21 protein-coding genes are annotated in these 24,468 nt (G+C 69.2%); 13 read left to right on the plus strand and 8 right to left on the minus strand.

Annotated features, from left to right (window positions below):
- Positions 1-24: 24 nt before the first annotated feature.
- Both QE397_RS21405 and QE397_RS21410 read right to left on the minus strand, forming a co-directional pair.
- On the minus strand, positions 25-906 hold the full coding sequence (locus QE397_RS21405) for a MaoC/PaaZ C-terminal domain-containing protein (protein ID WP_307097673.1): 882 nt from the start codon (positions 904-906) through the stop codon (positions 25-27).
- A gap of 5 nt (positions 907-911) precedes the next feature.
- Complete coding sequence (locus QE397_RS21410; RefSeq protein ID WP_056441320.1) at positions 912-2,261, minus strand: 3-oxoacyl-ACP reductase; 1,350 nt, start codon at positions 2,259-2,261, stop codon at positions 912-914.
- A 127-nt stretch (positions 2,262-2,388) separates the two neighbouring features.
- On the opposite strand from QE397_RS21410, the gene QE397_RS21415 reads away from it, so the two are divergent.
- The 10 genes from QE397_RS21415 (at position 2,389) to QE397_RS21460 (ending at position 15,062) form a co-directional block, all read left to right on the plus strand.
- Positions 2,389-3,687 carry an acetyl-CoA C-acetyltransferase gene (locus tag QE397_RS21415; protein WP_056441321.1) on the plus strand — a complete coding sequence of 433 codons (1,299 nt, stop codon included), beginning with the start codon at positions 2,389-2,391 and terminating at the stop codon, positions 3,685-3,687.
- Positions 3,688-3,968: 281 nt separating this feature from the next.
- On the plus strand, positions 3,969-5,231 hold the full coding sequence (locus QE397_RS21420) for a reverse transcriptase family protein (protein WP_307097221.1): 1,263 nt from the start codon (positions 3,969-3,971) through the stop codon (positions 5,229-5,231).
- Between the two features lie 200 nt (positions 5,232-5,431).
- On the plus strand, positions 5,432-7,165 hold the full coding sequence (locus QE397_RS21425; protein ID WP_307097224.1) for a VanW family protein: 1,734 nt from the start codon (positions 5,432-5,434) through the stop codon (positions 7,163-7,165).
- A 108-nt stretch (positions 7,166-7,273) separates the two neighbouring features.
- Positions 7,274-7,777, plus strand: a complete 504-nt coding sequence (locus QE397_RS21430) for a flavin reductase family protein (protein WP_027506194.1) — start codon at positions 7,274-7,276, stop codon at positions 7,775-7,777.
- Positions 7,778-7,948: 171 nt separating this feature from the next.
- The gene (locus QE397_RS21435; protein WP_307097675.1) at positions 7,949-9,535 is read left to right on the plus strand and encodes a carboxyl transferase domain-containing protein; all 1,587 of its coding nucleotides are present in this window, start codon (positions 7,949-7,951) and stop codon (positions 9,533-9,535) included.
- Positions 9,536-9,540: 5 nt separating this feature from the next.
- Positions 9,541-11,535, plus strand: a complete 1,995-nt coding sequence (locus QE397_RS21440) for an acetyl/propionyl/methylcrotonyl-CoA carboxylase subunit alpha (protein ID WP_307097226.1) — start codon at positions 9,541-9,543, stop codon at positions 11,533-11,535.
- Complete coding sequence (locus tag QE397_RS21445; RefSeq protein WP_027506197.1) at positions 11,532-12,701, plus strand: acyl-CoA dehydrogenase family protein; 1,170 nt, start codon at positions 11,532-11,534, stop codon at positions 12,699-12,701. Before QE397_RS21440 ends, QE397_RS21445 begins: the two co-directional genes overlap by 4 nt.
- Entirely contained in the window at positions 12,698-13,177 is a 480-nt protein-coding gene (locus QE397_RS21450; RefSeq protein ID WP_373425269.1) for a MaoC family dehydratase, read from the plus strand. The genes QE397_RS21445 and QE397_RS21450 overlap by 4 nt, the downstream gene beginning before the upstream one ends.
- Positions 13,178-13,197: 20 nt before the next feature.
- A complete protein-coding gene (locus QE397_RS21455) occupies positions 13,198-13,974 on the plus strand; it encodes a CoA ester lyase (RefSeq protein ID WP_307097679.1) in 777 nt (258 codons plus the stop codon).
- Positions 13,975-14,186: 212 nt separating this feature from the next.
- Positions 14,187-15,062 (plus strand): hypothetical protein, encoded by an 876-nt coding sequence (locus QE397_RS21460; RefSeq protein ID WP_307097229.1) that lies wholly within the window; start codon positions 14,187-14,189, stop codon positions 15,060-15,062.
- A 144-nt stretch (positions 15,063-15,206) separates the two neighbouring features.
- Here the strand turns inward: QE397_RS21460 and QE397_RS21465 are convergent, their stop codons facing one another.
- The 4 genes from QE397_RS21465 to QE397_RS21480 form a co-directional block, all read right to left on the minus strand.
- The gene (locus QE397_RS21465; protein WP_027506200.1) at positions 15,207-17,042 is read right to left on the minus strand and encodes an acyl-CoA dehydrogenase; all 1,836 of its coding nucleotides are present in this window, start codon (positions 17,040-17,042) and stop codon (positions 15,207-15,209) included.
- Positions 17,043-17,167: 125 nt separating this feature from the next.
- Entirely contained in the window at positions 17,168-17,770 is a 603-nt protein-coding gene (locus QE397_RS21470) for a bifunctional 2-polyprenyl-6-hydroxyphenol methylase/3-demethylubiquinol 3-O-methyltransferase UbiG (RefSeq protein WP_307097232.1), read from the minus strand.
- Entirely contained in the window at positions 17,771-18,859 is a 1,089-nt protein-coding gene (locus QE397_RS21475; RefSeq protein WP_027506202.1) for a CaiB/BaiF CoA-transferase family protein, read from the minus strand.
- Positions 18,860-18,921: 62 nt separating this feature from the next.
- Positions 18,922-19,494 (minus strand): DinB family protein, encoded by a 573-nt coding sequence (locus QE397_RS21480; protein WP_200933792.1) that lies wholly within the window; start codon positions 19,492-19,494, stop codon positions 18,922-18,924.
- Here QE397_RS21480 and purT point away from each other — a divergent pair.
- Both purT and QE397_RS21490 read left to right on the plus strand, forming a co-directional pair.
- Positions 19,493-20,722: a formate-dependent phosphoribosylglycinamide formyltransferase gene (purT, locus tag QE397_RS21485; RefSeq protein ID WP_027506204.1), complete on the plus strand. Its 1,230-nt coding sequence runs from the start codon at positions 19,493-19,495 to the stop codon at positions 20,720-20,722. The genes QE397_RS21480 and purT overlap by 2 nt on opposite strands.
- Positions 20,719-21,201, plus strand: coding sequence for a DUF456 domain-containing protein (locus QE397_RS21490; RefSeq protein WP_307097235.1), 483 nt, complete (start codon positions 20,719-20,721; stop codon positions 21,199-21,201). The genes purT and QE397_RS21490 overlap by 4 nt, the downstream gene beginning before the upstream one ends.
- Here the strand turns inward: QE397_RS21490 and QE397_RS21495 are convergent.
- Positions 21,198-21,932 carry an amidohydrolase family protein gene (locus QE397_RS21495; protein ID WP_222632134.1) on the minus strand — a complete coding sequence of 245 codons (735 nt, stop codon included), beginning with the start codon at positions 21,930-21,932 and terminating at the stop codon, positions 21,198-21,200. The two genes, QE397_RS21490 and QE397_RS21495, sit on opposite strands and share 4 nt — an antisense overlap.
- 77 nt (positions 21,933-22,009) lie before the next feature.
- Between QE397_RS21495 and QE397_RS21500 the strand changes: the two genes are divergently transcribed.
- Positions 22,010-22,879 (plus strand): SMP-30/gluconolactonase/LRE family protein, encoded by an 870-nt coding sequence (locus QE397_RS21500; protein WP_027506207.1) that lies wholly within the window; start codon positions 22,010-22,012, stop codon positions 22,877-22,879.
- A 54-nt stretch (positions 22,880-22,933) separates the two neighbouring features.
- Here QE397_RS21500 and QE397_RS21505 read toward each other — a convergent pair whose 3' ends face one another.
- A complete protein-coding gene (locus tag QE397_RS21505; protein WP_027506208.1) occupies positions 22,934-24,313 on the minus strand; it encodes an FAD-dependent oxidoreductase in 1,380 nt (459 codons plus the stop codon).
- Between the last annotated feature and the right edge of the window lie 155 nt (positions 24,314-24,468).

The following is a 24,468-nucleotide window of genomic DNA, read 5'->3' on the forward strand; positions in this document are numbered from 1 at the left end:
GAGACGCAGCCCCCGCCACGACGATCAGCGCAGGGTGCCCGTCAGGAACGGGTAGCCCTTCTTCGGGTGCTTCAGCGCCACGTCCCACTGCCCCGGCCCGACGCCCGTGCCCACCCGCTCGGCGTACACGTTGATCTTGGCGGGCAACACGATCGGCTTGCCGAAGCGCACCGAGTACGTGACACGGTCCTGGATCTTGCCGTCGACGGCGCTGAGTACGGCCGCCGCACTCCACATCCCGTGAGCAATGGTGCGCGGGAAGCCGAAGGCCTTGGCGCCCAGCGACGAGACGTGGATCGGGTTGCGGTCACCACTCACCGCCGCGTAGCGCGAGATGGTCTTCTGGTCCACCCGCAGAGTCGAGGTGGGCGGCGGCGGGACCTCGTCGGCCGGCGGTGCCTCGCGAGGTCCACCGGACAGCGACGTCTTCTGGAGGCTGAGGAAGGTGGACGTCTGACGCCACACCAGCTCTCGGCCCACCGACACGTCGCTGACGACGTCGACGAGCAGTCCCTTCCGGTGCTCGCGGACGTTCTCCGAGTGCACCGCGATGTCGAGCGGCTCCGAGGTCCCGACGGGGCGGAAGCTCTCGATCACGTTCTCCGCGTGCACTGATCCCATGGCCGCGAACGGGAAGTCCTTGGACACCATGAGGGACATCACGGTGGGGAACACCAGGGTGAAGGGGTACGTCAGCGGCAGGGTGTCGCTGAGACGGAGGCCGGTCACCTTGGCGTACGTCGCGAGGTTGTCCCGATCGATCCGGATTCCGCCGAGGGTGTACGTCGCGTCCGGTGCCGTCGGCGTGCGCTTGCCGCCGCCGATGATCGGTAGCGAGTCGAGAGCCGCGCGGGTGTAGATGTCGCGGATCCTCGGCGGGCCGTCGAGCGGGATCACCGTGGCCACGTCGCTCACGCTCCGATCAGGGACTGGCCGCACACGCGGACGACCTGACCGGTGACAGCGTTGGAGGCCGGGCTCGCGAAGTACGCGATGGTCTCCGCGACGTCGACGGTCTGGCCGCCCTGCAGCAGCGAGCTCATCCGGCGGCCGGCCTCGCGAGTGGCGAACGGAATGGCCGCGGTCATGGCCGTCTCGATGAAGCCGGGCGCCACCGCGTTGATGGTGATGTCCTTCTTCGCCAGTTCGGGTGCCTCGGCGTGCACCAGGCCGATGACGCCGGCCTTGGACGTGCCGTAGTTCGTCTGGCCGCGGTTGCCGGCGATGCCCGCGATGGAGGACACGTCGATCACGCGGCCGCCGTCGTTCAGCGTGCCGGACTTCACCAGAGCGGTGGTGAGGCGGTGCGGCGCTGCGAGGTTGACGCCGATGACGGAGTTCCACCGGCCGTCGTCCATGTTGGCGAGGAGCTTGTCGCGCGTGATGCCGGCGTTGTGGACGACGATGTCGAGGCCGCCGCTGTGGCGCTCCTTCACGTGCTTCTCGAGCACCTCGGCGGCGTCGGGAGCCGTGACGTCGAGTGCCAGCGACGTGCCGCCGACCTTGTTGGCTGTCTGCGAGAGGGCCTCGCCGGCCGCGGGGATGTCGGCGCAGATGACGTGCGCGCCGTCGCGTGAGAGAACCTCGGCGATGGTGGCGCCGATGCCACGGGCGGCGCCGGTGACCAGAGCGACCTTGCCCTCGAGCGGCCGGTCCCACGAGGCGGGAGCCGTGGACCCGTCCTTGCCGACGGCGATGACCTGACCGGACACGAACGCGGACTTGGCCGAGAGCAGGAAGCGCAGGGTGGACTCGACGCCGGACAGGTCCGGCGCGGCGTCGGGGGAGACGTAGACCAGCTGCGCGGTGCCGCCGCGGCGCAGTTCCTTGCCGACGCTGCGGGTGAAGCCCTCGAGGGCGCGCTGAGCGATGTGCTCCTCGATGTCGCCGGTCTCCTCGGGCGTGGTGCCGAGGACGACGACGCGGCTCGACGGTCCGAGGTTGCGGACCGCGGGCTGGAAGAACTGGTACAGCTGCTCGAGCTGCTCGATGTTCTCGATGCCGGTGGCGTCGAACACGAGGCCGCCCAGCTTGTCGTCGTGCGGGCTCGCGGCGGGGTAGTCCGAGAGCAGCACGCGCAGCGGCTCGACGAGGCGACCGCTGCCGCCGATCAGGACCGGGCCGGCGAGCGGAGGCTCACCCGGCTGGTAGCGACGCAGAGTCTCCGGCTTCGGCAGTCCCGCCTGCTTGGCGAGAAACGCGCCGGGAGCAGAGGAGAGGAACTGCGAGTAGAGGTCAGGGGCTCCCTTGGTGGCTGCCATGTTCCTACCTTCGTGTCGGGTATGTCGAACGGTATCGACAAGTAACTTACTCGTGAGTAAGAATAGAGTCCACGACGAAGCGGCCCCGACTGTGGCCGCGCCATCTGCGCACAGGGAGAATCGTTCGATGACCAGCAAAGAGAAGCGCCCCGTCGCGATCCTCGGTGGAAACAGAATACCGTTCGCGCGCTCGAACAAGGTGTACGCCAACGCCTCGAACCAGGACATGTTGACGGCGGCCGTCGACGGTCTCGTCTCCCGCTTCAACCTGCAGGGTGAGCGGCTCGGCCTCGTGGCCGGTGGTGCGGTGCTCAAGCACAGCCGCGACTTCAACCTCACCCGCGAGGTCGTCCTGGGCAGCGCGCTGAGCCCGTACACCCCGGCGTTCGACCTGCAGCAGGCCTGCGGCACGAGCATGCAGACGGTCATCGCCGTCGGCGATGCCATCGCGTCGGGCCGGATCGACGTGGGAATCGGCAGCGGTGTCGACACCACGTCCGACGCGCCCATCAGCGTCAACAACGAGCTGCGCGAGTTCCTGCTCACGCTCAACCGGGCGAAGAGCACCGCCGACCGCCTCAAGCTGCTCGCGGGCGTCCGCCCGTCGATGCTGGGGATCGAGATCCCGAAGAACGGCGAGCCCCGCACCGGCATGTCGATGGGAGAGCACGCCGCCGTCACGGCCAAGGAGTTCGGCGTGCGCCGCGAGGACCAGGACGCCCTCGCCGCGGCCAGCCACCAGAACATGGCCAAGGCCTACGACAGTGGCTTCTTCGACGACCTGGTCACCCCGTACCTCGGTCTGACCCGCGACGACAACCTGCGTCCGGACTCCACGGCCGAGAAGCTGGCCAAGCTGAAGCCCGTGTTCGGCACCTCGCTGGGCGACGCCACGATGACGGCCGGCAACTCGACGCCGCTCACCGACGGCGCGTCCTCCGTGCTGCTGTCCACCGACGAGTGGGCCGCGCAGCACAACCTGCCGGTGCTCGCGCACCTCGTCGACTCGGAGTTCGCGGCCGTGGACTACATCCACGGCAACGGCTCGTACAAGGACGGCCTGCTCATGGCGCCGACGTACGCCATCCCGCGTCTGCTCGAGCGCAACGGCCTGACACTGCAGGACTTCGACTACTACGAGATCCACGAGGCCTTCGCCTCCGTGGTGCTCGCGACGCTGCAGGCCTTCGAGAGCGACGAGTACTGCAAGGAGCGTCTGGGTCTCGACGGTGCGCTGGGATCGATCGATCGCAGCAAGCTGAACGTGAACGGCTCCTCGCTGGCCGCGGGTCACCCGTTCGCGGCGACCGGCGGACGCGTCGTGGCCACGCTCGCGAAGATGTTGGCGCAGAAGGGTTCCGGCCGCGGACTCATCTCCATCTGTGCCGCCGGTGGCCAGGGCATCACGGCCATCGTGGAGGCCTGAGCCTCCCGTACCGAACACGAGGACCCGGCTGCGAGGGGTGGCCGGGTCCTCTGCCGTTTCCCGGACCGAGCGGTCTGCGTCTGGCACAGTGGCGGGGTGCAGCGGTGGCGAGGCGAGAGTGGGTCCTGCGCGACCCTCCTCGAGGGCAACCCTCGGGAACATTCACGGAATCGGGCACTGCGTCCGACGCACCTCGGCACGCTCCGCGTGCTGGAGCGCGACGACGACGAGAGTCTCAGGTCGCCTCGCCCCGCCGCACGTCCCCGGACCACAGCTCGCTGATGTCCGAGTCGTTCTGGCATCACCGCACGGCGCGCATGATCGCACCGCGCCTGGTCGACATCGCGTGGAACAGCACCGAGCTCGGTGAGGTGCTGGCCCGGTTCGAGCACGTCGCGGACGTCGAGACCCTCATCACCAGGCTCCTCGAGCGGCGTAACCATGCACCCGATTCGACGGAGGTCGCCGCCGAACTCCTCGAGGTCATCGGGTATCCCGGTGATCCGTTCGTCCTCCCCGCGCCGCCCGTCCGTCCCACTCCGGCGGTGCGCTTCGGGGTTCCCGCGTTCGCGACGACCGCCGAGCTCGCCGCGTCCCTGGACGTCACCGACTCCGAACTCGACTGGTTCGCCGACGTCGGCGGCTGGTTGCGTCGGGCGGCTCCGCCGCTGCGCCACTACCGGGCTCATCAGGTGGCCAAGAGTCGCGGCGGGACGCGCATCCTGGAGATTCCCAAGCCGAGACTGCGCGAGATGCAGCGACGCGTGCTCCACCGCGTCCTCGATCACGTGGTGCCGCATCCTGCCGCTCACGGTTTCCGGGCCGGTCGGAGTGCCGTGACCTTCGCGCGCCCGCACGAGGGCCGGGACGTCGTCGTCCGGGTCGATCTCGCGGACTTCTTCCCGACGGTGACGAGGCCGCGCGTGCGCGCCGTCTTCGAGGCCTGCGGGTACCCGTACCGGGTGGCGTCGGTCCTCGCCGGCATCTGCACCACCGCGATGCCGGTCGACGAGGTCGCCGGTCTGCCCCGGACTCAGGCGGCACTGCTGCGCGTCCCGCACCTCCCGCAGGGGGCACCGACCTCGCCCGCGCTCGCCAATCTGGTGGCCCGCGGACTCGACCGTCGCGTCGCGGGTCTCGCCCGCGCCCGTGGGCTCGTCTACACCCGCTACGCCGACGACCTGGCGCTGTCGGGCCCGTCGGACACCGATGTGGGCACGCTCCTCTGGGCGCTCGACCGCATCGTGCGCGACGAGGGCTTCGTGGTGAACGGTGACAAGACTCACGTCGCGCGTGCTCACCGTCGGCAGACGCTGGCCGGGCTGGTGGTGAACGAGAGTGCCGCGGCGCCCCGCGACCGCTACGACGCACTCCGCGCGCTGCTCCACAACAGTGTTCGTACCGGTGCCGCTGCCCAGAATCGTGCAGGTGTACCGGACTTCCGCGCCTCGGTGTACGGGCAGATCGCCTGGATCGGCGAAAGCAGTCCTTCGCGGCGGTCACGACTTCTGGCCATGGCGGAACGGGTCGATTGGGACTCCTGACAGATCCGGGACGTTCGGTCTGATTCGAGTTGTAACGAGTGCGGTCGTCCGGCGATACTCCTCATGGCTCCGCATCGCTGCCTGACCCCCGACCCGGCAGCGGTGCGGAGCCGTCTTCGTGAGGAGTCGGGCTCCGACCCCAGTGGGTAGGCTCGAGCAGAGGGCGAACGCGCCTGTTCAGCACGACGGAAGGGAGCCGGGTGACCGAGGACGTACCGGCGCAGCACGAGCACCGGACCGCCCCCGAGGGCACGCGCTCCACCCGCCGGCGCACGATCGCGCTGTCCGCGGCCGGCGGCGTCGTCGCCGTGGCCGCGCTCCTGTACGCCGCCGACTGGTTCACCTCCACCGGTGACATCCCCCGCGGCGTGACCGTCGCGGGCGTCGAGGTCGGCGGCCGCAGTGTGGCGGAGGCGGACAACCGGCTCCGCGACGCCCTGGGTCCGCGCACCGACGCCCCGGTGGACGTGCGCGCGGACGATGTCGCCGCCACCCTCACCCCGGCCGCGGCCGGTCTCGGAATCGACTGGGCAGCAACCCTCGATCGTGCCGGCGACCAGCCTCTCTCCCCGTTCACCAGGCTCGCGTCGTTCTTCGGCACCCGCGAGATCGGTGTCGTGTCCACTGTCGACGACGCGGCACTCACCGCCGCCGTCGGATCGTTGTCCCCGCAGGTCGACCGCCCCGCGGTGGAGGGCGACGTGGTCATCGAGGCCGGCGTGCCCCGCGCCGTCGGACCCGTTCCCGGACGCACGCTCGACGTACCGGGTGCGGCCTCCGCGTTCCGCACCGACTGGGCCGAGGGCGGTCCGGTGGAGCTCCCCGTCGTCGTCGAGGACGTCGAGGTCGACGCTGCCGCGATCGACGCGGCGATCCAGGACGTGGCGACGCCCGCGGTGTCGGCGCCGGTGGTCGTGACCGGCGAGGACGGTGCGACGACGACGCTCGCACCCGATCGCGTCGGCGAGGTCCTGAGCTTCGAACCGGACGACGACGGCGGTCTGCGGCCGGTGTACGACACGAATGCCGCGATCGGCATCCTCGCGCCCGGGCTGGCGGCCACCGAGACCCGGCCCGTCGACGCGAGCTTCGACTTCTCCGGGGGCCGACCCGTGGTGGTTCCGTCCGTCGACGGCACCGAGGTGCGCTGGCCGGAGACACTGGCCACCCTGCCGGACCTGCTGGCGGCGTCCGGTGACGCGCGCACCACCGTCGCGCAGTACGGACCGCGTCCGGCGGCACTGACCACGGACGCGGCGAACGCTCTCGGAATCCGGGAAGTGATCAGCGAGTACACGACCGGCGGGTTCGAGTACGCGTCGGGTGTCAACATCGGTCTCACGGCGGACATCGTGAACGGCGCTGTGGTGAAGCCGGGGGAGACGTTCTCACTCAACGGCTACACCGGCCCCCGCGGGACGGCGCAGGGGTTCGTCGAGTCGGGCATCATCGACAACGGCCGACCCGATCGCGCCGTCGGCGGAGGCATCAGCCAGTTCGCCACCACCCTGTACAACGCCGGCTACTTCGGCGGCATGGACGACGTCGATCACACCGAACACAGCTACTACATCAGCCGCTACCCCGAGGCCCGCGAGGCGACGGTCTTCGAGGGCGCGATCGATCTGCAGTTCCGGAACCCGGCGTCGACGGGTGTGGTCGTCGAGTCGTTCGCCGACGGATCCTCCGTCACCGTGCGGTTGTGGGGCACCAAGACCGTCGAGGTGGAGTCGATCACCGGCTCCCGCAGCCGACCCACCACGCCGGACACCGTCCGGCTGCCGCGCGGAGACCAATGTGTCGCGTCGAGCGGAGCGCCCGGCTTCACCACCAGCGACACCCGGATCATCCGCGACGCGGCGACGGGTGCGGAGATCTCGCGGAACACGCGCACGGTGCGCTACGACCCGGTGCCGATCGTCCGCTGCGAGTGAGGCCCGCCGTTGGGCTCGGCGTGATCCGAATCCAGGGGCTGTGACCTTGCCCAGTGCCGGGCCCGCGATGGTGGCGGCGGATGGCGCGCGGCCCTACCGTGGGGTTCCATGAGTCAGACCGCAGCCTCCGAGCTCGACCAGGCGACCCTCCGTCAGGCGTACGGCACCTTCCCGAGTGGGGTCGTCGCCATCGCGGCTCGCATCGGCGACGTGCCGGTCGGTCTGGCCGCGAGCAGTTTCGTGTCGGTCTCCCTCGACCCGCCGCTGGTCGCGGTGTGCATCCAGAACACGTCGTCCACGTGGCCCAAGTTCCGCGACGCGACGCACATCGGCATCAGCGTTCTCGGCGAGGCCCACGACGTGGCCGCGCGCAGCCTCGCGGCGAAGACGGGTGACCGGTTCGCTGGTCTGACGCTGGAGACGACGCCCGACGGGGCCATCTTCATCGACGGCGCGTCCTCGTGGCTCGACACCACGATCGAGCAGGAGCTGCCGGCGGGTGATCACGCCATCGTCCTGCTGCGCGTGCACGGTCTCGAGGTGCACTCCGACGTCGCGCCCATCGTGTTCCAGGGCAGCCGCTTCCGAAAGCTGGTCGTCGAGCAGCGCTGAGTCTCGTCCTCCGATGTCGAGCGAGAATCCGCGGATCCGCAGATTCCCGAGCGATCGGGTGGCTCCGCACGCGCGCCTGGCGATCCACGCATCCGCCGTGGACTTTCAGTTAATCATCGTTTACTGTCCTGGTTAGTGAGTGTTAACTGACGGACGGGCTGAGCGATGACGATGCTGGACGGTGCTCGAACCGAGCGCACGAGCAGGCGGGACGACCACCTCGCGCTGGTCGACGAGCTGCACCGAGCCATGGCGGCCGCTGCCCGCGGCGGCAGTGACGCCTCCCGTGAGCGGCACGTCTCCCGCGGCAAGCTGCTTCCGCGCGACCGTGTCGACACGCTGCTCGACGACGGCAGCCCGTTCCTCGAGATCGCCCCGCTGGCCGCGAACGGCATGTACGACGATGCGTGCCCGGGCGCCGGTGTGATCGCCGGAATCGGCCGGGTGTCCGGGCGCGAGGTGATGGTCGTGGCCAACGACGCCACGGTCAAGGGCGGCACGTACTACCCGATGACCGTCAAGAAGCATCTGCGCGCGCAGGAGATCGCCCTGCAGAACCGGCTGCCCTGCGTGTACCTCGTCGACTCGGGTGGCGCGTTCCTGCCGATGCAGGACGACGTGTTCCCCGACCGGGAACACTTCGGCCGGATCTTCTTCAACCAGGCGACGATGAGTGCGAAGGGCATCGCCCAGATCGCGGCGGTGATGGGGTCCTGCACCGCCGGTGGCGCGTACGTGCCCGCGATGAGCGACGAGGCGATCATCGTCCGCAACCAGGGCACCATCTTCCTGGGCGGACCGCCGCTGGTGAAGGCGGCCACCGGCGAGGTGGTCACGGCCGAGGACCTCGGTGGCGGCGACGTCCACTCCAAGATCTCGGGCGTGACGGATCACCTCGCGACCGACGATCGTGACGCGCTCCGCCGGGTCCGCGCGATCGTGGCCACCCTCGGCCCCCGCACGCCGTCGCCGTGGGAGGTGCGCACACCGCTGCCTGCGAGCGATCAGTCGGAGCTGTACGACGTGGTGCCGACAGATCCGCGCACCCCGTACGACGTGCACGAGGTGATCACCCGCCTGGTGGACGGTGGGCAGTTCCAGGAGTTCAAGGCCGAGTACGGCACGACGCTGGTCACCGGTTTCGCGCACATCGACGGTCACCCGGTGGGCATCGTCGCGAACAACGGTGTGCTGTTCGGTGAGTCCGCCGTGAAGGGCGCCCACTTCATCGAGCTGTGCGACAAGCGCAGCGTCCCGTTGCTGTTCCTGCAGAACATCACCGGCTTCATGGTCGGGCGGGAGTACGAGGCGGGCGGCATCGCCAAGCACGGCGCGAAGATGGTCACCGCGGTGGCGTGTGCCCGGGTACCGAAGCTGACGGTCGTCATCGGCGGGTCCTACGGCGCGGGCAACTACTCGATGTGCGGCCGGGCGTACTCGCCGCGCTTCCTGTGGATGTGGCCGAACGCGCGCATCTCCGTCATGGGCGGGGAGCAGGCGGCGTCGGTGCTCGCGACCGTGCGCAGCGATCAGCGGTCGGCGTCCGGCGAGCCGTGGACCGAGGACGAGCAGGAGCGGTTCAAGGAACCCATCCGCCGTCAGTACGAGGAGCAGGGCAACCCGTACCACTCGACGGCGCGGCTGTGGGACGACGGCATCATCGATCCGGCCGACACCAGAACTGTTCTCTCACTTGCTCTGTCGGTGTGCGCCAACGCGCCGCTCGAGCCGGTGTCCTACGGCGTCTTCAGGATGTGAGTGTGATGACCACGATCGACACGGTGCTCGTCGCGAATCGCGGTGAGATCGCCGTCCGGGTGTTCCGGACACTGCGCACCATGGGAATTCGCTCCGTCGCGGTGTACAGCGACGCGGACGCCGACGCGCTGCACGTGCGCTCCGCGGACACCGCGGTACGACTGGGTCCGGCGCCCGCACGCGAGAGCTACCTGAACATCGACAAGGTGATCGACGCGGCTCTCGCCAGCGGCGCCGACGCGATCCACCCCGGATACGGGTTCCTCTCGGAGAATGCGGCATTCGCGGCGGCGTGCGAGAAGAACGGCATCACGTTCATCGGCCCGCCGACACGTGCGATCGAGACCATGGGCGACAAGATCACGGCGAAGAAGGCGGTCTCCGCGTTCGACGTGCCGGTGGTGCCCGGCATCGCGGAACCCGGACTCACGGACGACGAACTGATCGCGGCCGCGGCCGACATCGGCTACCCCGTGCTGATCAAGCCGTCGGCCGGTGGCGGCGGCAAGGGCATGCATCTGGTCGAACGAGCCGAGGACCTGACGGCGGCCCTGGTGCGGGCCAGGCGAGAGGCGGCGTCGTCGTTCGGCGACGACACCCTCTTCCTCGAACGATTCGTGTTGCGTCCCCGGCACATCGAGGTGCAGGTGGTGGCGGACGCCCACGGCCACGTGATCCATCTCGGTGAGCGCGAGTGCTCGCTGCAGCGCCGTCACCAGAAGGTGATCGAGGAGGCGCCGTCGCCGTTGCTCGACGAGGTGACGCGGGCGCGGATCGGCGAGGCCGCGTGTGCGACCGCTCGGAGTGTCGACTACGTCGGCGCCGGCACCGTCGAGTTCATCGTCTCCGCCGACGCGCCCGACGACTTCTTCTTCATGGAGATGAACACCCGTCTGCAGGTGGAGCATCCGGTGACCGAGGAAGTCACCGGCATCGATCTCGTGGAGCTGCAGATACGGATGGCAGCGGGCGACACGCTGCCGCTGCAGCAGGAGGATGTGACGTTGACCGGTCACGCGATCGAGGCGCGTGTCTACGCGGAGGATCCGGGCCATGGCTTCCTGCCCACCGGCGGCCGAGTGATCGGACTGCATGAACCGGCGGGCACCGGTGTCCGCGTGGACTCGTCGCTCGCACCGGACACGGTGGTGGGCAGCGATTACGACCCGATGCTGGCCAAGGTCATCGCGCACGGTCGGGACCGCGCCGAGGCACTGCGCATCCTGCGGCGGGCGCTCGGCGAGACGGCGGTGCTCGGCGTGGGCACCAACATCGACTTTCTCTCGTACCTGCTGGCCGATCCCGACGTCGCCGCCGGCCGTCTGGACACGGGCCTGCTGGACCGGGTCGCACCCGACTACGCGGCGCCCGTCGCGACGGACGAGGTCATCGCCGCCGCAGCCGTGTTCGATTGGTGCGCAGCCTGGCCCGCGCAGGACGCCGGCGCGTGGACTGTTCCGAACGGGTGGCGTCTCGGTGGTCGGAGCGTACCGACGACAGTCCTCGTCGAGGACGCCGGGCGGCGGCGCACCGTCGCGGTGACCGGGTCGCCGGGCGACGCGGCGGTGAACGTCGACGGCGGAGATGCTCGGTCGCTGACGGCGACTCTCGACGGTGCGACTCTCGTGGTCGCGATCGACGGTCGCCGGACGACGTACACGGCTGCGCGGGACGCGGACGGGCTCTGGCTCGCGGCTTCCGGTGGTATGTGGCATCTGCGCCCCGCCGCGGAGATCGACCTCGCCGCCGGGGGCGAGGCGGAGCTCGAGGACACGGTGCGCAGCCCCATGCCGGGCACCGTGATCGCCGTCGAGGTGGCGAACGGTGACACCGTCACGGCCGGAACCGTTCTCGTGGTCGTGGAGGCCATGAAGATGGAGCACGCCCTCACTGCTCCCGCGGACGGCATCGTCGAGGTGACGGTGGCGAGAGGCGACCAGGTCGCCGTGAACCAGGTACTCGCACGCATGACCACGGACCCGAAAGAGGATGCAGCATGAGCACATCGACCGTCGCGGGACACAGCCTGTTGTCCGACGAGCACCAGCAGCTGATCGCCTCGGTGCGCGACTTCGCTCGCACCGTGGTGGCGCCCGTCGCCGCGCAGCACGATCGCGACCACACGTTTCCCTACGAGGTGGTCCGCGGCATGGCGGACATGGGACTGTTCGGACTGCCGTTCCCCGAGGAGTACGGCGGCATGGGCGGCGACTACTTCGCGCTGTGCCTCGCCCTCGAGGAGCTGGGCAAGGTGGATCAGAGCGTCGCGATCACGCTCGAAGCCGGTGTCTCCCTGGGCGCGATGCCCGTGTACCGCTTCGGTACGGACGCGCAGAAGAAGGAGTGGCTCCCCAAGCTGACGTCGGGCCGGGCGCTCGGCGCGTTCGGCCTCACCGAGCCCGGTGCCGGCAGCGACGCCGGCGGTACGCGCACCACCGCGGTGCGCGACGGTGATCACTGGGTGATCAACGGGTCGAAGCAGTTCATCACGAACTCCGGCACCGACATCACCGAGCTGGTGACGGTGACCGCCGTGACCGGAACCGATGCCTCCGGGCGCAAGCAGATCTCCTCGATCATCGTGCCGACGGACACCCCCGGCTTCGAGGCCGGTCCCGCGTACGACAAGGTCGGGTGGAACGCCTCGGACACTCACCCCCTGTCGTTCACCGATGTTCGTGTGCCGCTGGAGAATCTGCTCGGCGACGAGGGCCGTGGTTACGCCGGGTTCCTGCAGATCCTCGACGAGGGCCGTATCGCCATCGCTGCGCTCGCCGTCGGTGTGGCGCAGGGGTGCGTCGACGAGAGTGTGAAGTACGCGAAGGAGCGCGAGGCGTTCGGTACCGCCATCGGCCGGAACCAGGCCATCGCCTTCAAGATCGCCCGCATGGAGGCGCGCGCCTACGCCGCCCGGACCGCCTACTACGACGCTGCAGCGCTCATGTCGGCGGGCAAGCCCTTCAAGAAGGAAGCGGCCATCGCCAAGCTGATCTCGTCGGAGGCCGCGATGGACAACGCGCGCGACGCCACGCAGGTGCACGGCGGCTACGGGTTCATGAACGAGTACACGGTCGCGCGGCACTACCGCGACAGCAAGATCCTCGAGATCGGTGAGGGCACCACGGAGGTGCAGCTGATGCTCATCGCGCGCCAGGTGGGGCTGTGACCGAACCGGAGCGCATCGTCCAGCGCGGCCTGTGGTTCGACGAGATGACGGTAGGCACCGTCTACGATCACCGGCCCGGGCGCACCGTCACCGAGGCGGACAACGTCCTGTTCACCACCCTCACGATGAACACGCAGGCGCTGCATCTCGACGCCGCGTACAGCGTGGACACCGCGTTCGGGGAGCGGCTCGTGAACTCGATGTGGACGCTCTCCACGCTGGTCGGGCTCTCCGTCGCCCAGCTGACGCAGGGCACCATCGTCGCGAACCTCGGGTTCTCGGAGATCAGCTTCCCGAAGCCGATGCTGCACGGTGACACCCTCTACGGCGAGACGGTGATCGCGGACAAGCGAGAGTCGGCGTCGAGACCCGGAGAAGGTGTCGTGACGTTCGAGCACACGGGCCGCAACCAGCACGGCGACGTCGTCGCGCGCGCCGTGCGGAAGACCCTCGTCCGGATGGCTCCCGCGTCGTGACGGGGCTCGGCCCGGTCTGGATGTTCTGCCCGGCCGACAGGCCCGAGCGCTACCGGAAGGCCGCCGCGGCAGCAGACGTGGTGATCCTGGACCTCGAGGACGCGGTGGCCCCCGGTGACAAGGAAGCGGCGCGGCAGGCCGTCGTCGACACCCCACTCGATCCGGACCGCACCGTGATCCGCGTCAACGCGCGATCGACGCCGTACTTCGAGGCTGATCTGGCAGCCCTGTCCGAGACGGTCTACCACCGCGTGATGGTGCCCAAGTGTGAATCGGCGCAGGACGTCTCGGCACTGGCCCCACGATTGGTGGTCGCCCTCGTCGAGACCCCACTCGGGATCCTGCACGCTGCGGAGATCTGCGCAGCCGACGGGTGCGAGGGCATGATGTGGGGCGCGGAGGACCTGGTGGCCGCGCTCGGCGGAGCGTCCTCGCGTCGCGGCGACGGGTCGTATCGCGACGTGGCCGTGCACGCACGCTCGACCGCTCTGCTGGCGGCCAAGGCCTTCGGGCGCCAGGCTCTGGACTCGGTGTATCTGGACATCGCCGATCTCGACGGACTGCGCGCCGAGTCGGAGGACGCCGTCGCGGTGGGGTTCGACGCCAAGGTGGCGCTGCACCCGACGCAGGCCGCCGTGATCCGCGAGTGTTACACCCCCACAGCCGATCAGGTGGACTGGGCCCGTCGGGTCGTGGCTGCCGCCGCCACCGAGCGCGGAGTGTTCACCGTCGACGGCAGGATGGTCGACGCGCCGGTGATCCGGCACGCCGACCGCATCCTGCGGGGACTCGGCTAGCGAGTCGGTGTCGCGGTGGTACCCGGGGGCTGGATCCGGCGTTCCCGCACCCTTCCTCGCGTCCCGCACCCGACCTCGCCGAGCAACACGCGTGCGTCGCGCAAGCATCGGTGCGGGAACGGGTGAACTGGCCTGTGGACGGACCGCGCGCTGTCCACAGGATGCCGGCCGAGCGGGTATCGCCGGGGCGGGGACCCGCTCATGCTCGACCGATGGATCTCGATGCATCACGGCTGGTGCTGCGGCAGAACGCTCTCCAGGACGGGTACACCGACAACGAGCTGCGACGGCTCTACACGAGGGGCGACATCACCCGGCTGGGTCACGGGGCGTATCTGGACGCGACTCGTCTCGACGGGTTGGACCGCCTCGAGAAGCACCGCGTCCTGCTCGAGGCGGTGATGCCCGCGCTGTCGAGTGGCGCGGTCATGAGCCACCAGACGGCGGCGCTGATGCATGGGTGGCCGCTGTGGGCGGTCGATCTGACCAGGGTGCACGTGACGCGCGATCGGCGGAACGGCGGACGGCGGCGCGCCGACACGTTGGTGCACTGCGCGCCGCTGCCGGGCTCCGCCGTGCACGTGGTGAACGGGTTCACGGTGACGTCGCCGGCTCGGACCGTGGTGGACGTGGCGCGGACCGTCCCCTTCGAGCAGGCCGTGGTCATGGGCGACGCTGCGGGAATCGAGGGCGACTCCCTGGTGGACGAACTCGCCGTGGCCAGTCGTCGGCACGGCATCGCGGGCGCGAGGCGGGTCGCGGCATTCCTCGACCCGCTCTCGGGGAGTGTCGGTGAGTCGCGCAGCCGCGTGCTGTTCCATCGCGTCGGGCTCCCGCCACCAGTGCTTCAGGCGGGAATCGGGGTGTGGCGCGTCGATTTCCTGTGGGGCGATGTGATCGGCGAGTTCGACGGTCGCGTGAAGTACGGTCGCTTTCTCCGACCCGGGCAGGACGCAGGGGACGCCGTGTTCCAGGAGAAGCGGCGCGAGGATGCATTGCGCGCGCTCGGCTTCCGCGTCGTGCGCTGGACGTGGGCGGATCTCGCACGGCCCGAGGCGCTCATCGCCCGGTTGCGCGCCCTCCTCTGAGTTCCCGCACCCTTGCTCGTGGCCCGCACGGGACCTCGCCGAGCAACACGCGTGCGGCGTACGAGCATGGGTGCGGGAACAGGCACCACACGGCACAGCGGCCCGGCTGGAATACCAGCCGGGCCGCAGTGGGGATTCAGGGGATCAGAACGCCGCTTCGTCGAGCTCCATGACGTCGTTGTCCAGGTCGGACAGGATCTGACGGGTGGAGGTCAGGCGGGGCAGGATGTTCTTGGCGAAGAACGACGCTGCGCCGATCTTGCCCTCGTAGAACGCCTTGTCCTTCTCGCCGGCGCCGTTGTCGAGTGCGGCGATGGCGATCTCGGACTGACGCAGCAGCAGCCAGCCGATCATCAGGTCGCCGACGCTCATGAGCAGGCGGACGGATCCGAGGCCGACCTTGTACAGCTCGGTCGGCTGCTCCTGGGCACCCATGAGGTGCTGCGTGAGCGTGGCGACCATGCCCTGCACGTCCTCGAGGGCGGTGTTGAGCAAGGCACGCTCGCTCTTGAGGCGACCGTTGCCCGCCTCGCTGTCGATCCACGTCTTGATCTGGCCGGCGACGTGGGCCAGTGCGACGCCGCGGTCCCGGGCGATCTTGCGGAAGAAGAAGTCCTGCGCCTGGATGGCCGTGGTGCCCTCGTACAGCGAGTCGATCTTGGCATCGCGGATGTACTGCTCGATGGGGTAGTCCTGCAGGAAGCCGGAGCCACCGAGCGTCTGGAGGCTCTGCGCCAGCTGCTCGTACGCGACCTCGGAACCCACACCCTTGACGATGGGGAGCAGCAGGTCGTTGACGCGGAACGCGGTGTCCTTGTCGGCGCCCGAGACGTGCAGTGCGGCAACCTCGTCCTGGTGAGCGGCCGTGTAGAGGAACACCGCGCGCAGGCCCTCGGCGTACGCCTTCTGCGTCATCAGCGAGCGACGGACGTCGGGGTGATGCGTGATGGAGACGCGGGGCGCGGCCTTGTCGGTCATCTGCGTCAGGTCAGCACCCTGAATGCGCTGCTTGGCGTAGTCGAGCGCGGTGAGGTACCCGGTGGACAGCGTCGAGATGGCCTTGGTGCCCACCATCATTCGAGCGTGCTCGATGACGTCGAACATCTGCGCGATGCCGTTGTGGACGTCGCCGACGAGCCAGCCCTTGGCCGGGACGCCGTGTCCTCCGAGGGTCAGCTCACAGGTGGCCGAGACCTTGAGGCCCATCTTGTGCTCGACGTTGGTGACGAACACGCCGTTGCGCTCGCCGAGTTCGCCGGTCTCGCTGTCGAAGTGGAACTTCGGGACGAAGAACAGCGACAGTCCCTTGGTGCCCGGCTTGGCGCCCTCGGGGCGAGCGAGCACGAGGTGGAAGATGTTCTCGAAGAGATCGTCCGAGTCGGCCGAGGTGATGAAGCGCTTGACGCCCTCGATGTGCCAGCTGCCGTCGGCCTGCTCGACGGCCTTGGTGCGGCCGGCGCCCACGTCCGAACCCGCGTCGGGCTCGGTGAGGACCATGGTGGCGCCCCAGTTGCGCTCGGAGGCGAGTACGGCCCACTTCTTCTGCTGCTCGTTGCCGTTGTCGGAGAGGATCTGCGCGAAGCCCGGGCCGGCGGAGTACATGAAGGCGGCGGGGTTCGATCCGAGGATCATCTCGGCGACGGCCCAGAACACCTGGCGCGGTACCGGCATGCCGCCGAGTTCCTCGTCGAGGCCCAGGTGGTCCCAGCCGGCTTCCTGCAGCGCGCGGTACGACTTCTTGAACGACTCCGGGAGGGTGACGGTGTGCGTCTCGGGGTCGAAGGTCGGCGGGTTGCGGTCGGCGTCGGCGAAGGACTCCGCGAGCGGGCCCTCGGCGAGGCGGCGGACCTCGGAGAGCATGTCACGCACGGTGTCGACGTCGAGATCGCCGAACTGTCCGGACTCGAGCGTCTTGTCCAGGGCGAACAGCTCGAACAGGTTGAACTCGAGATCGCGAAGATTACTCTTGTAATGACCCATGGTGATGCGTTCTCCGTCTCAGTGGTGCGGTCCGGCCTCGGTACCGCCTGTGTGGCCCGGCGCTACCTACTCGCCAGTAACATACGGCTATGTTACGCCGGATCGGGAACACTGCCAATAGGGGTCTACTCGTCGGTAACTCGTCCCACCACAAGGGCGTCGATCGCTGCGGAATCACCTACGTGCCGCACCCTGTCCTCGGCGACGAGAATGCGCATCCTGTCGCCGATGTCCGCGACCAGATCGTCTGGGCTGTACAGGATCTCGGGATCCTGAGGACCGCCGACGCCATTCTTCAGATTGGCAGAATGGTGACCCACGATCACGAGGATTCCCTCATGTTTCAACGCCTGGACGGCAGTCGCGAGGACGTTTTCACGCTCGGTCCGCGATAAATGCAGGTAGGCGATGACAACGAGATCATAATTCCGCTCCGGTGTGAGTGTGGTCACGTCCGCGTGGACCCACCGCACACGCGCGCGGATCGACGCGGTGGCCGTGGCGGCGATGCGGACCGCCTTGGTCAGCGCCACGCTGCTGAAGTCGACGGCGTCGACACTCCATCCGCGCGTGGCGAGCCAGAGGGCGTTGCGCCCCTCGCCGCACGCGAGATCGAGCGCCCGGCCGCGCGGCAGGGAGGTGCAGAACTCGACGACCATGTCGTTCGGCGGTGCGCCCCAGATGAGTTCGGCGCGTTCGTACTTGGCGTCCCAGGCCGCGGCGTCCACTCAGGTCCAGACCGAGTCGGGGTCGACGGACGAGCGGGCCGGACCCGCCGGCGTGGACGTGGCGGTACGCCCGAAACGCGGCGCCGGGGCGTGCTGGGTGACCGCGTCGATGTCGATGAGGCTGCCGCGTTCGGCCATGTGGCGGTGGCGCGTGGCCTCGTCGAAGGTCAGCACGGGGGTGACGCAGGCGTCCGTGCCGTCGAAGACGGCGGCCCACTCGTCGCGCGTGCGGGAGGCGAACACCTCCGTGAAGGTCGACCGCAGCGTCGGCCACTGCTCACGGTCGAGCTGGTGGGGCAAGGCTGACGGATCGAGCCCGAGTCCCTGCAGCATCGCGGCGTAGAACTGGGGTTCCAGCGCACCGACGGCGACGTGCTTGCCGTCGGACGTCTCGTACGTGTCGTAGAACGGGGCACCGGTGTCCAGCAGGTTCGTGCCGCGCTCGTCGGACCACATGCCGATCCCGCGCCACCCCCAGATCATGTGCGACAACGCGACGGTGCCGTCGACCATGGCCGCGTCGATCACCTGGCCCTTCCCGGACCGACCGCGTTCGACCAGCGCCGCGAGAATGCCCATGACGAGGAACATCGATCCACCGCCGAAGTCGCCGACCATGTTCATCGGGGGTACCGGGCGCTCACCCTCGCGTCCGATCGCGTGCAGCACTCCGGTGACCGAGATGTAGTTGATGTCGTGTCCCGCGACCTGCGACCACGGACCCTCCTGGCCCCACCCCGTCATGCGTCCGTAGACCAGACCGGGGTTGCGCTCGGCGACGACGTCGGGTCCCAGACCCATGCGCTCGGTGACCCCCGGACGGAAGCCCTCGATGAGGACGTCGGCGCGGGAGATCAGGTCGAGCACCCGCTCCAGCTCGGCCGGATCCTTCAGGTTCGCCTCGACGATGCGGCGGTTGCGGAGCAGGGGGTCGCCCGGTGATCCCTCGGCCGGCAACGCGCCCGCACGCTGGACGCGCACGACGTCGGCGCCGAGGTCGGCCAGCAGCGTCGCGGTGTGCGGTCCGGGGCCGATGCCCGCGAGTTCCACGACCTTGATTCCGGCGAGAGGTCCACCTGCAGTAGTCATGGCGCGACCCTATCCACCGGAACCTGCCCGACGACAGGACCGGACTGTGCGGGTCGGGAGACTCAGAGGAACTCCGACGCGGCGTCGTCCACCCGCGACCGGTAGTCACCCCACCAGTCGGCGTCACCGTCCGCCAGGTTGGAGTTGCCGGGAGCCAGTCCGGCGCTGCCGTCGGCGAGTTCGCGCACGATGTCGGCGTGGCCGGCATGGCGGTGTGTCTCCGCGATCAGGTGCACCAGGATGTACTCGACGGTCACGGGGTTCTTCGCCGTCCACCACGGCACCGTCCCCTCCGCTCTCGGTCCGAGGGTGCGCACCGTCTCGTCGGCATGGGCGTTCACCCGGCGGTAGAGGTCGACGAGAGAATCGCGGGACTGGTCGGGTGTGGCCCACATGTCGGCATTGAGTTCGAGTGTCGGGTCGGACCACGGGATCGGTTCGGGGAACGGTCGCCCGAACGTGGACCCGAGGTACCCCGCCTCGGTCATGGCCAGGTGTTTCACGATTCCCAGCAGGTTGGTACCGGTCGACGTGAGGGGCCGACGGATGTCGTACTCCGACGCGCCGTCGAGTTTCCACACCACCGCGTCCCGTCCTCGCTGGAGGTAGGTGAGCAGGTCCTCGGTCTCCGCCATGCCCGATAGCATTCCAAGAGTGACGTCCTCCCGCATCGGTACTCCGCTTTCTCCGTCGGCCACCAAGGTGATGCTGCTGGGCTCCGGTGAGCTCGGCAAGGAAGTGATCATCGCGTTCCAGCGCCTGGGCGTCGAGGTGATCGCCGTCGACCGGTACGCGGACGCCCCCGGCCATCAGGTCGCGCACCGCGCCCACACGGTGGACATGAGCGATCCGGACGCCCTGCTCGCCGTCATCGAGTCCGAGGCGCCGCACTTCGTCGTGCCGGAGATCGAGGCCATCGCCACCGAGGCGCTCTCCGTGGTCGAGGACCGCGGGGTCACCACCGTCGTGCCGACGGCGCGCGCGACGCAGCTGACGATGAACCGCGAGGGCATCCGCAGGCTCGCGGCCGAGGAGCTGGGGTTGCCCACGTCGCCGTACGCGTTCGCCGACAGTGTGGACGAGGTTCGCGCGGCGCTCGAGCACACGGGCTTCCCGGCGGTGATCAAGCCGGTGATGTCGTCGTCGGGCAAGGGGCAGTCGGTCGTGACGAGCGACGACGACGTCCAGCGGGCCTGGGACCACGCTCAGGCCGGGGGACGAGTCGCGCTGGGCCGGGTCATCGTCGAGGGCTTCGTCGACTTCGACTACGAGATCACCCAGCTCACCGTCCGCGCGGTCGACGAGAACGGCGCCGACGAGACCTCCTTCTGCGAGCCCATCGGCCACCTCCAGAAGTCCGGCGACTACATCGAGTCGTGGCAGCCCCAGCCCATGTCGGCGGCCGCTCTGCACGCTGCACGCGAGGTCGCCCGCACGGTCACCGCGGCACTCGGCGGCCGCGGCATCTTCGGCGTCGAGCTCTTCGTCAAGGGCGACGACGTGTACTTCTCCGAGGTCAGCCCACGACCGCACGACACGGGCCTGGTCACGCTCGGCACCCAGCGGCTGTCCGAGTTCGAGCTGCACGCGCGCGCCATCCTCGGGCTCCCGGTGGACACCACGCTGCTGACACCCGGCGCGTCCGCGGTGATCTACGGCGGTCTCGACGAGGTGGGCATCGCCTTCGAGGGCGTCGAGCAGGCGCTCCGCGTCCCGGAGACCGACATCCGCCTGTTCGGCAAGCCGGAGAGCTTCGCGAAGCGTCGGATGGGTGTCGCCGTGTCGACCGGTCCGGACGTCGAGACCGCGCGGGAGCGTGCACGCGACGCCGCGAGCCGCGTGCGTCCGGTCTCGGCACGGTGACCGCCGGCGCCGAGGTTCTCGTCGGACTGGTCGTCCTGATCGGCCTGATCGGGATCGTCGTCCCGGTGCTCCCCGGTGTGGTCCTGATCTTCGCCGCGATCGGCGTCTGGGCCTTCGTCGTCGGCACCGCATCGGCGTGGACGGTGTTCGGCATCGCGACGGCGCTGCTGGTGGCATCGGGCGTCGTCAAGTACCTGTGGCCGGGCAGACGACTGAAGACGGCCGGAGTGCCCACTCGTTCCATCGTCGCGGGCGGCGTCGTCGGCATCGTCGGATTCTTCGTCGTCCCGGTCGTCGGACTCTTCCTCGGGTTCCCCCTCGGTGTGTACCTGGCGGAGCTGCCACGGGCGCGCACGTCGGGTTCGGCCTGGCAGTCGACCGTGCACGCGACCAAGGCCGTCGGCCTGTCGATCCTCGTCGAGCTGTTCGGTGGTCTGCTCGCGGCCGGCGTGTGGCTCGGCGCCGTCATCGTGCTCTAACGCTCCCGGTACCAGGCTCTCGCGTTCCTGAACAGCACCTTCTGGAGATCGCCGCCCACTGCCTCGGTCACCAGATCGATGTCGGAGGGGACGAAGCGTCGCGGGGAGCGGGTGCCAGGCAGGTCGGTCCCGAACATCAGTGCCTCGGGGTTGACGGCATGGATCCTGCTCATCGCCTCCACCGGGTCGTGGCCGATGCGGCCGAAGCCCGCCGCCTTGACCCGTGCTCCCCTGTCGACGAGATCGAGGAGGTACGGCATGGCGTCCTCGGCCATGCCGAGGTAGTCGATGCTGATGGCCGGCAGTTTGGACAGGACCGGCTCCAGGGACAGCAACAATCCGGCGTCCGCGTAGAACTCGGCGTGCCATCCGGCGATCTCGTGCGCGCGGACGGCCTGCTCGGTGAGGGTCGACACGTCGGTGTCGCCGCGCCGCAGATTGAATCTGAGCGCTCGGACGCCCGCGTCGTCGAGCGCGATGATGTCCTCGTCCTCGGCGTCCCACGGCAGGTGGGTCACGCCCACCCATCCGTCACCGAGTTCGGTCAGCGCCGCGAGCAGAAAGCTCTGGTCGCTGCCCTGGAACGACCCGGCGATGACGGCGCCGCCCACGACCCCCAGCCCGTCGGTCTCCTCGCGATAGTCGTCGGCAGTGAACACGGGGGGTTCGTATCCGCCGTTCGACACGAGAGGGAACCGCGGATCGATGATGTGGACGTGGCTGTCGAACACGTCTGCCAGGATGCCTCATGATGGGATGAGGCGTACGTCACATTCGATCATCCGTCTCGTCGTGCGAGGAGCTACACATGAAGGCAGAGCCGACCGTGGTCCTGGAGGGCTACACCTACTTCGAGTGCCCACGGTGGCGGGAGGGCCGTGTCTGGGTCTCCGACTTCTACACCCACCAGGTGCTGTCGGCGAACGAGGACGGCAGCGACGTCCGGGTGGAGGCCGAGGTGCCGCACCAGCCGTCCGGGCTCGGGTGGCTTCCCGACGGTCGGCTCCTGGTCGTCTCGATGCGAGATCAGACCGTTCTGCGGCGCGAGGAGAACGGCGACCTCGTGGTGCACGCTGACCTGTCCGCGCACGCGACCGGCAACGCCAACGACATGCACGTGGATGCGGACGGGCGCGCCTACGTCGGCAACTTCGGATTCGATCTCATGAACATGGCGCCCATCGAGACGGCCTCCCTGCTGCGTGTCGAGCCCGACGGCAGTGTGCACGAGGACGCCACCGATCTGCACTTCCCGAACGGCATGGCCGTCACCGCAGGCGGCGATCTCCTCGTCGACGAGACGCTCGGCAACCGGATCAGCGCCTTCGCTATCGGCGACGACGGTGTCCTCGGACCGCGCCGCGACTGGGCTGTGCTCGGTCCGATGCCCGAGTCGACGGACATGGCCGAGGGCATCGGCCAGGTGGTGGTGGCGCCCGACGGTTGCGCTCTCGCGCAGGACGGCACGCTGTGGGCGGCCGACGCACTGGGGCAGCGCATCGTGCAGATTCGCGAGGGCGAGGGAGTGGTCGACGAGTTGACCTTCGACACCGGGGTGTTCGCGTGCGGGTTCGGCGGCGACGACGGCCGCACCCTGTTCGTCTGCGCCGCACCCGATTTCAACGAGCACGCCCGCAAGGACGAGCGCGAGGGACGGCTGCTGTCCGTCCGGATCTGACACGCACGAAGCCCCGAGGACATCCTCGGGGCTTCGGTGCTTCAGCTGCTGGGGTCAGGCCTTGTCGGGCTCGCTGGCGCGCAGCATGTCCTCGCGCTCGACGACCTTGACGCGCTCGCGGCCCTGCGGCTCGCCGAGGCTGCGCTCGTGCGCGTCGAGGCGGTACCAGCCGTCCCACGTGGTGAACGGGACCTTCTTGTCCTCGAGGAACGCGACGACGGCGTCCTCGGACGGGTCGGTGGCACCCGCGAACGACGGGGCGTCGGCGAGGAGGTTCGCGACGGTCTCGTTGGCGTCACCCTTGGTGTGGCCGATGAGGCCGACGGGTCCGCGCTTGATCCAGCCGGTGACGTACGTGGCGTCGACGGGGGTGCCGTCGTTGTTCTTCACGCGGCCGGCCTCGTTGGGGATGGTGCCCGCGAGGTCGTCGAAGGGGAGGTCGGCGATGTTCTGCGACAGGTAGCCCACCGCGCGGTAGACGGCCTGGACGTCCCAATCGGTGTAGTTGCCGGTGCCCTTGACGTTGCCGGTGCCGTCGAGTTCGGTGCGCTCGGTGCGCAGTCCGACGACCTTGCCGTCCTGGCCGAGCACCTCGTGCGGCGACTCGAAGAAGTGCAGGAACAGCTTGTGCGGGCGGTCGCCGGCATCGCGAATCGCCCAGTCCTGCAGCGTGTTCGCGACCATGTCGACCTGCTTGGACTCGCGGCGGGCCTTCTCCGAGCCCTCGTCGTAGTCGATGTCCTCGGGAGCGACGATGACCTCGATGTTGGGGGAGTGGTCCAGCTCGCGGAGCTCGAGCGGCGTGAACTTGGCCTGGGCGGGGCCGCGGCGGCCGAACACGTGCACCTCGACGGCCTTGTTGGCCTTCAGGCCCTCGTAGACGTTCGCGGGGATCTCGGTGGGCAGCAGCTCGTCACCCGTCTTGGCCAGTACGCGGGCCACGTCGAGCGCGACGTTGCCGACGCCGAGGACGGCGACCTTCTCGGCGTCGAGGGGCCAGGTGCGTGGCACGTCGGGGTGACCGTCGTACCAGGAGACGAAGTCGGCGGCGCCGTAGCTGCCGTCGAGGTCGATGCCGGGGATGTTCAGCGCGCGGTCCGCGTTGGCGCCGGTGGAGAAGATGACGGCGTCGTAGAAGCGGCGCATCGTCTCGAGGTCGATGTCGGTGCCGTAGTCGATGTTGCCGAGCAGGCGGACCTGCGGCTTGTCGAGCACCTTGTGCAGCGCGGTGATGATGCCCTTGATGCGCGGGTGATCCGGTGCGACGCCGTAGCGGATCAGACCGAACGGAGCGGGCATGCGCTCGAAGAGGTCGATGCTCACGCCGGGGCCGGAGACGTTGTGGTCCGACTTCATCAACGCGTCGGCGGCGTAGATGCCGGCCGGGCCTGCACCCACGATGGCCACTCGGAGCGGGCGGGTCTGGTCAGTCATCAGCGTGGATCTACCTAACATCGTCGTCGGCCGGCCGCCCATCGAGCTCGGAGCAGGCGTCGTGGCCGCAGGGAGGCGGACACCCCAGCATAAGTGACGAGGCGGCGCCTCCGGTGCGCCAGGTGGCCGTGACGTGTGCACAGAGAACTGGGTGA

Origin of the sequence: Rhodococcus sp. SORGH_AS_0301, from assembly GCF_030818285.1 — a bacterium.
Classification (GTDB): domain Bacteria; phylum Actinomycetota; class Actinomycetes; order Mycobacteriales; family Mycobacteriaceae; genus Rhodococcoides.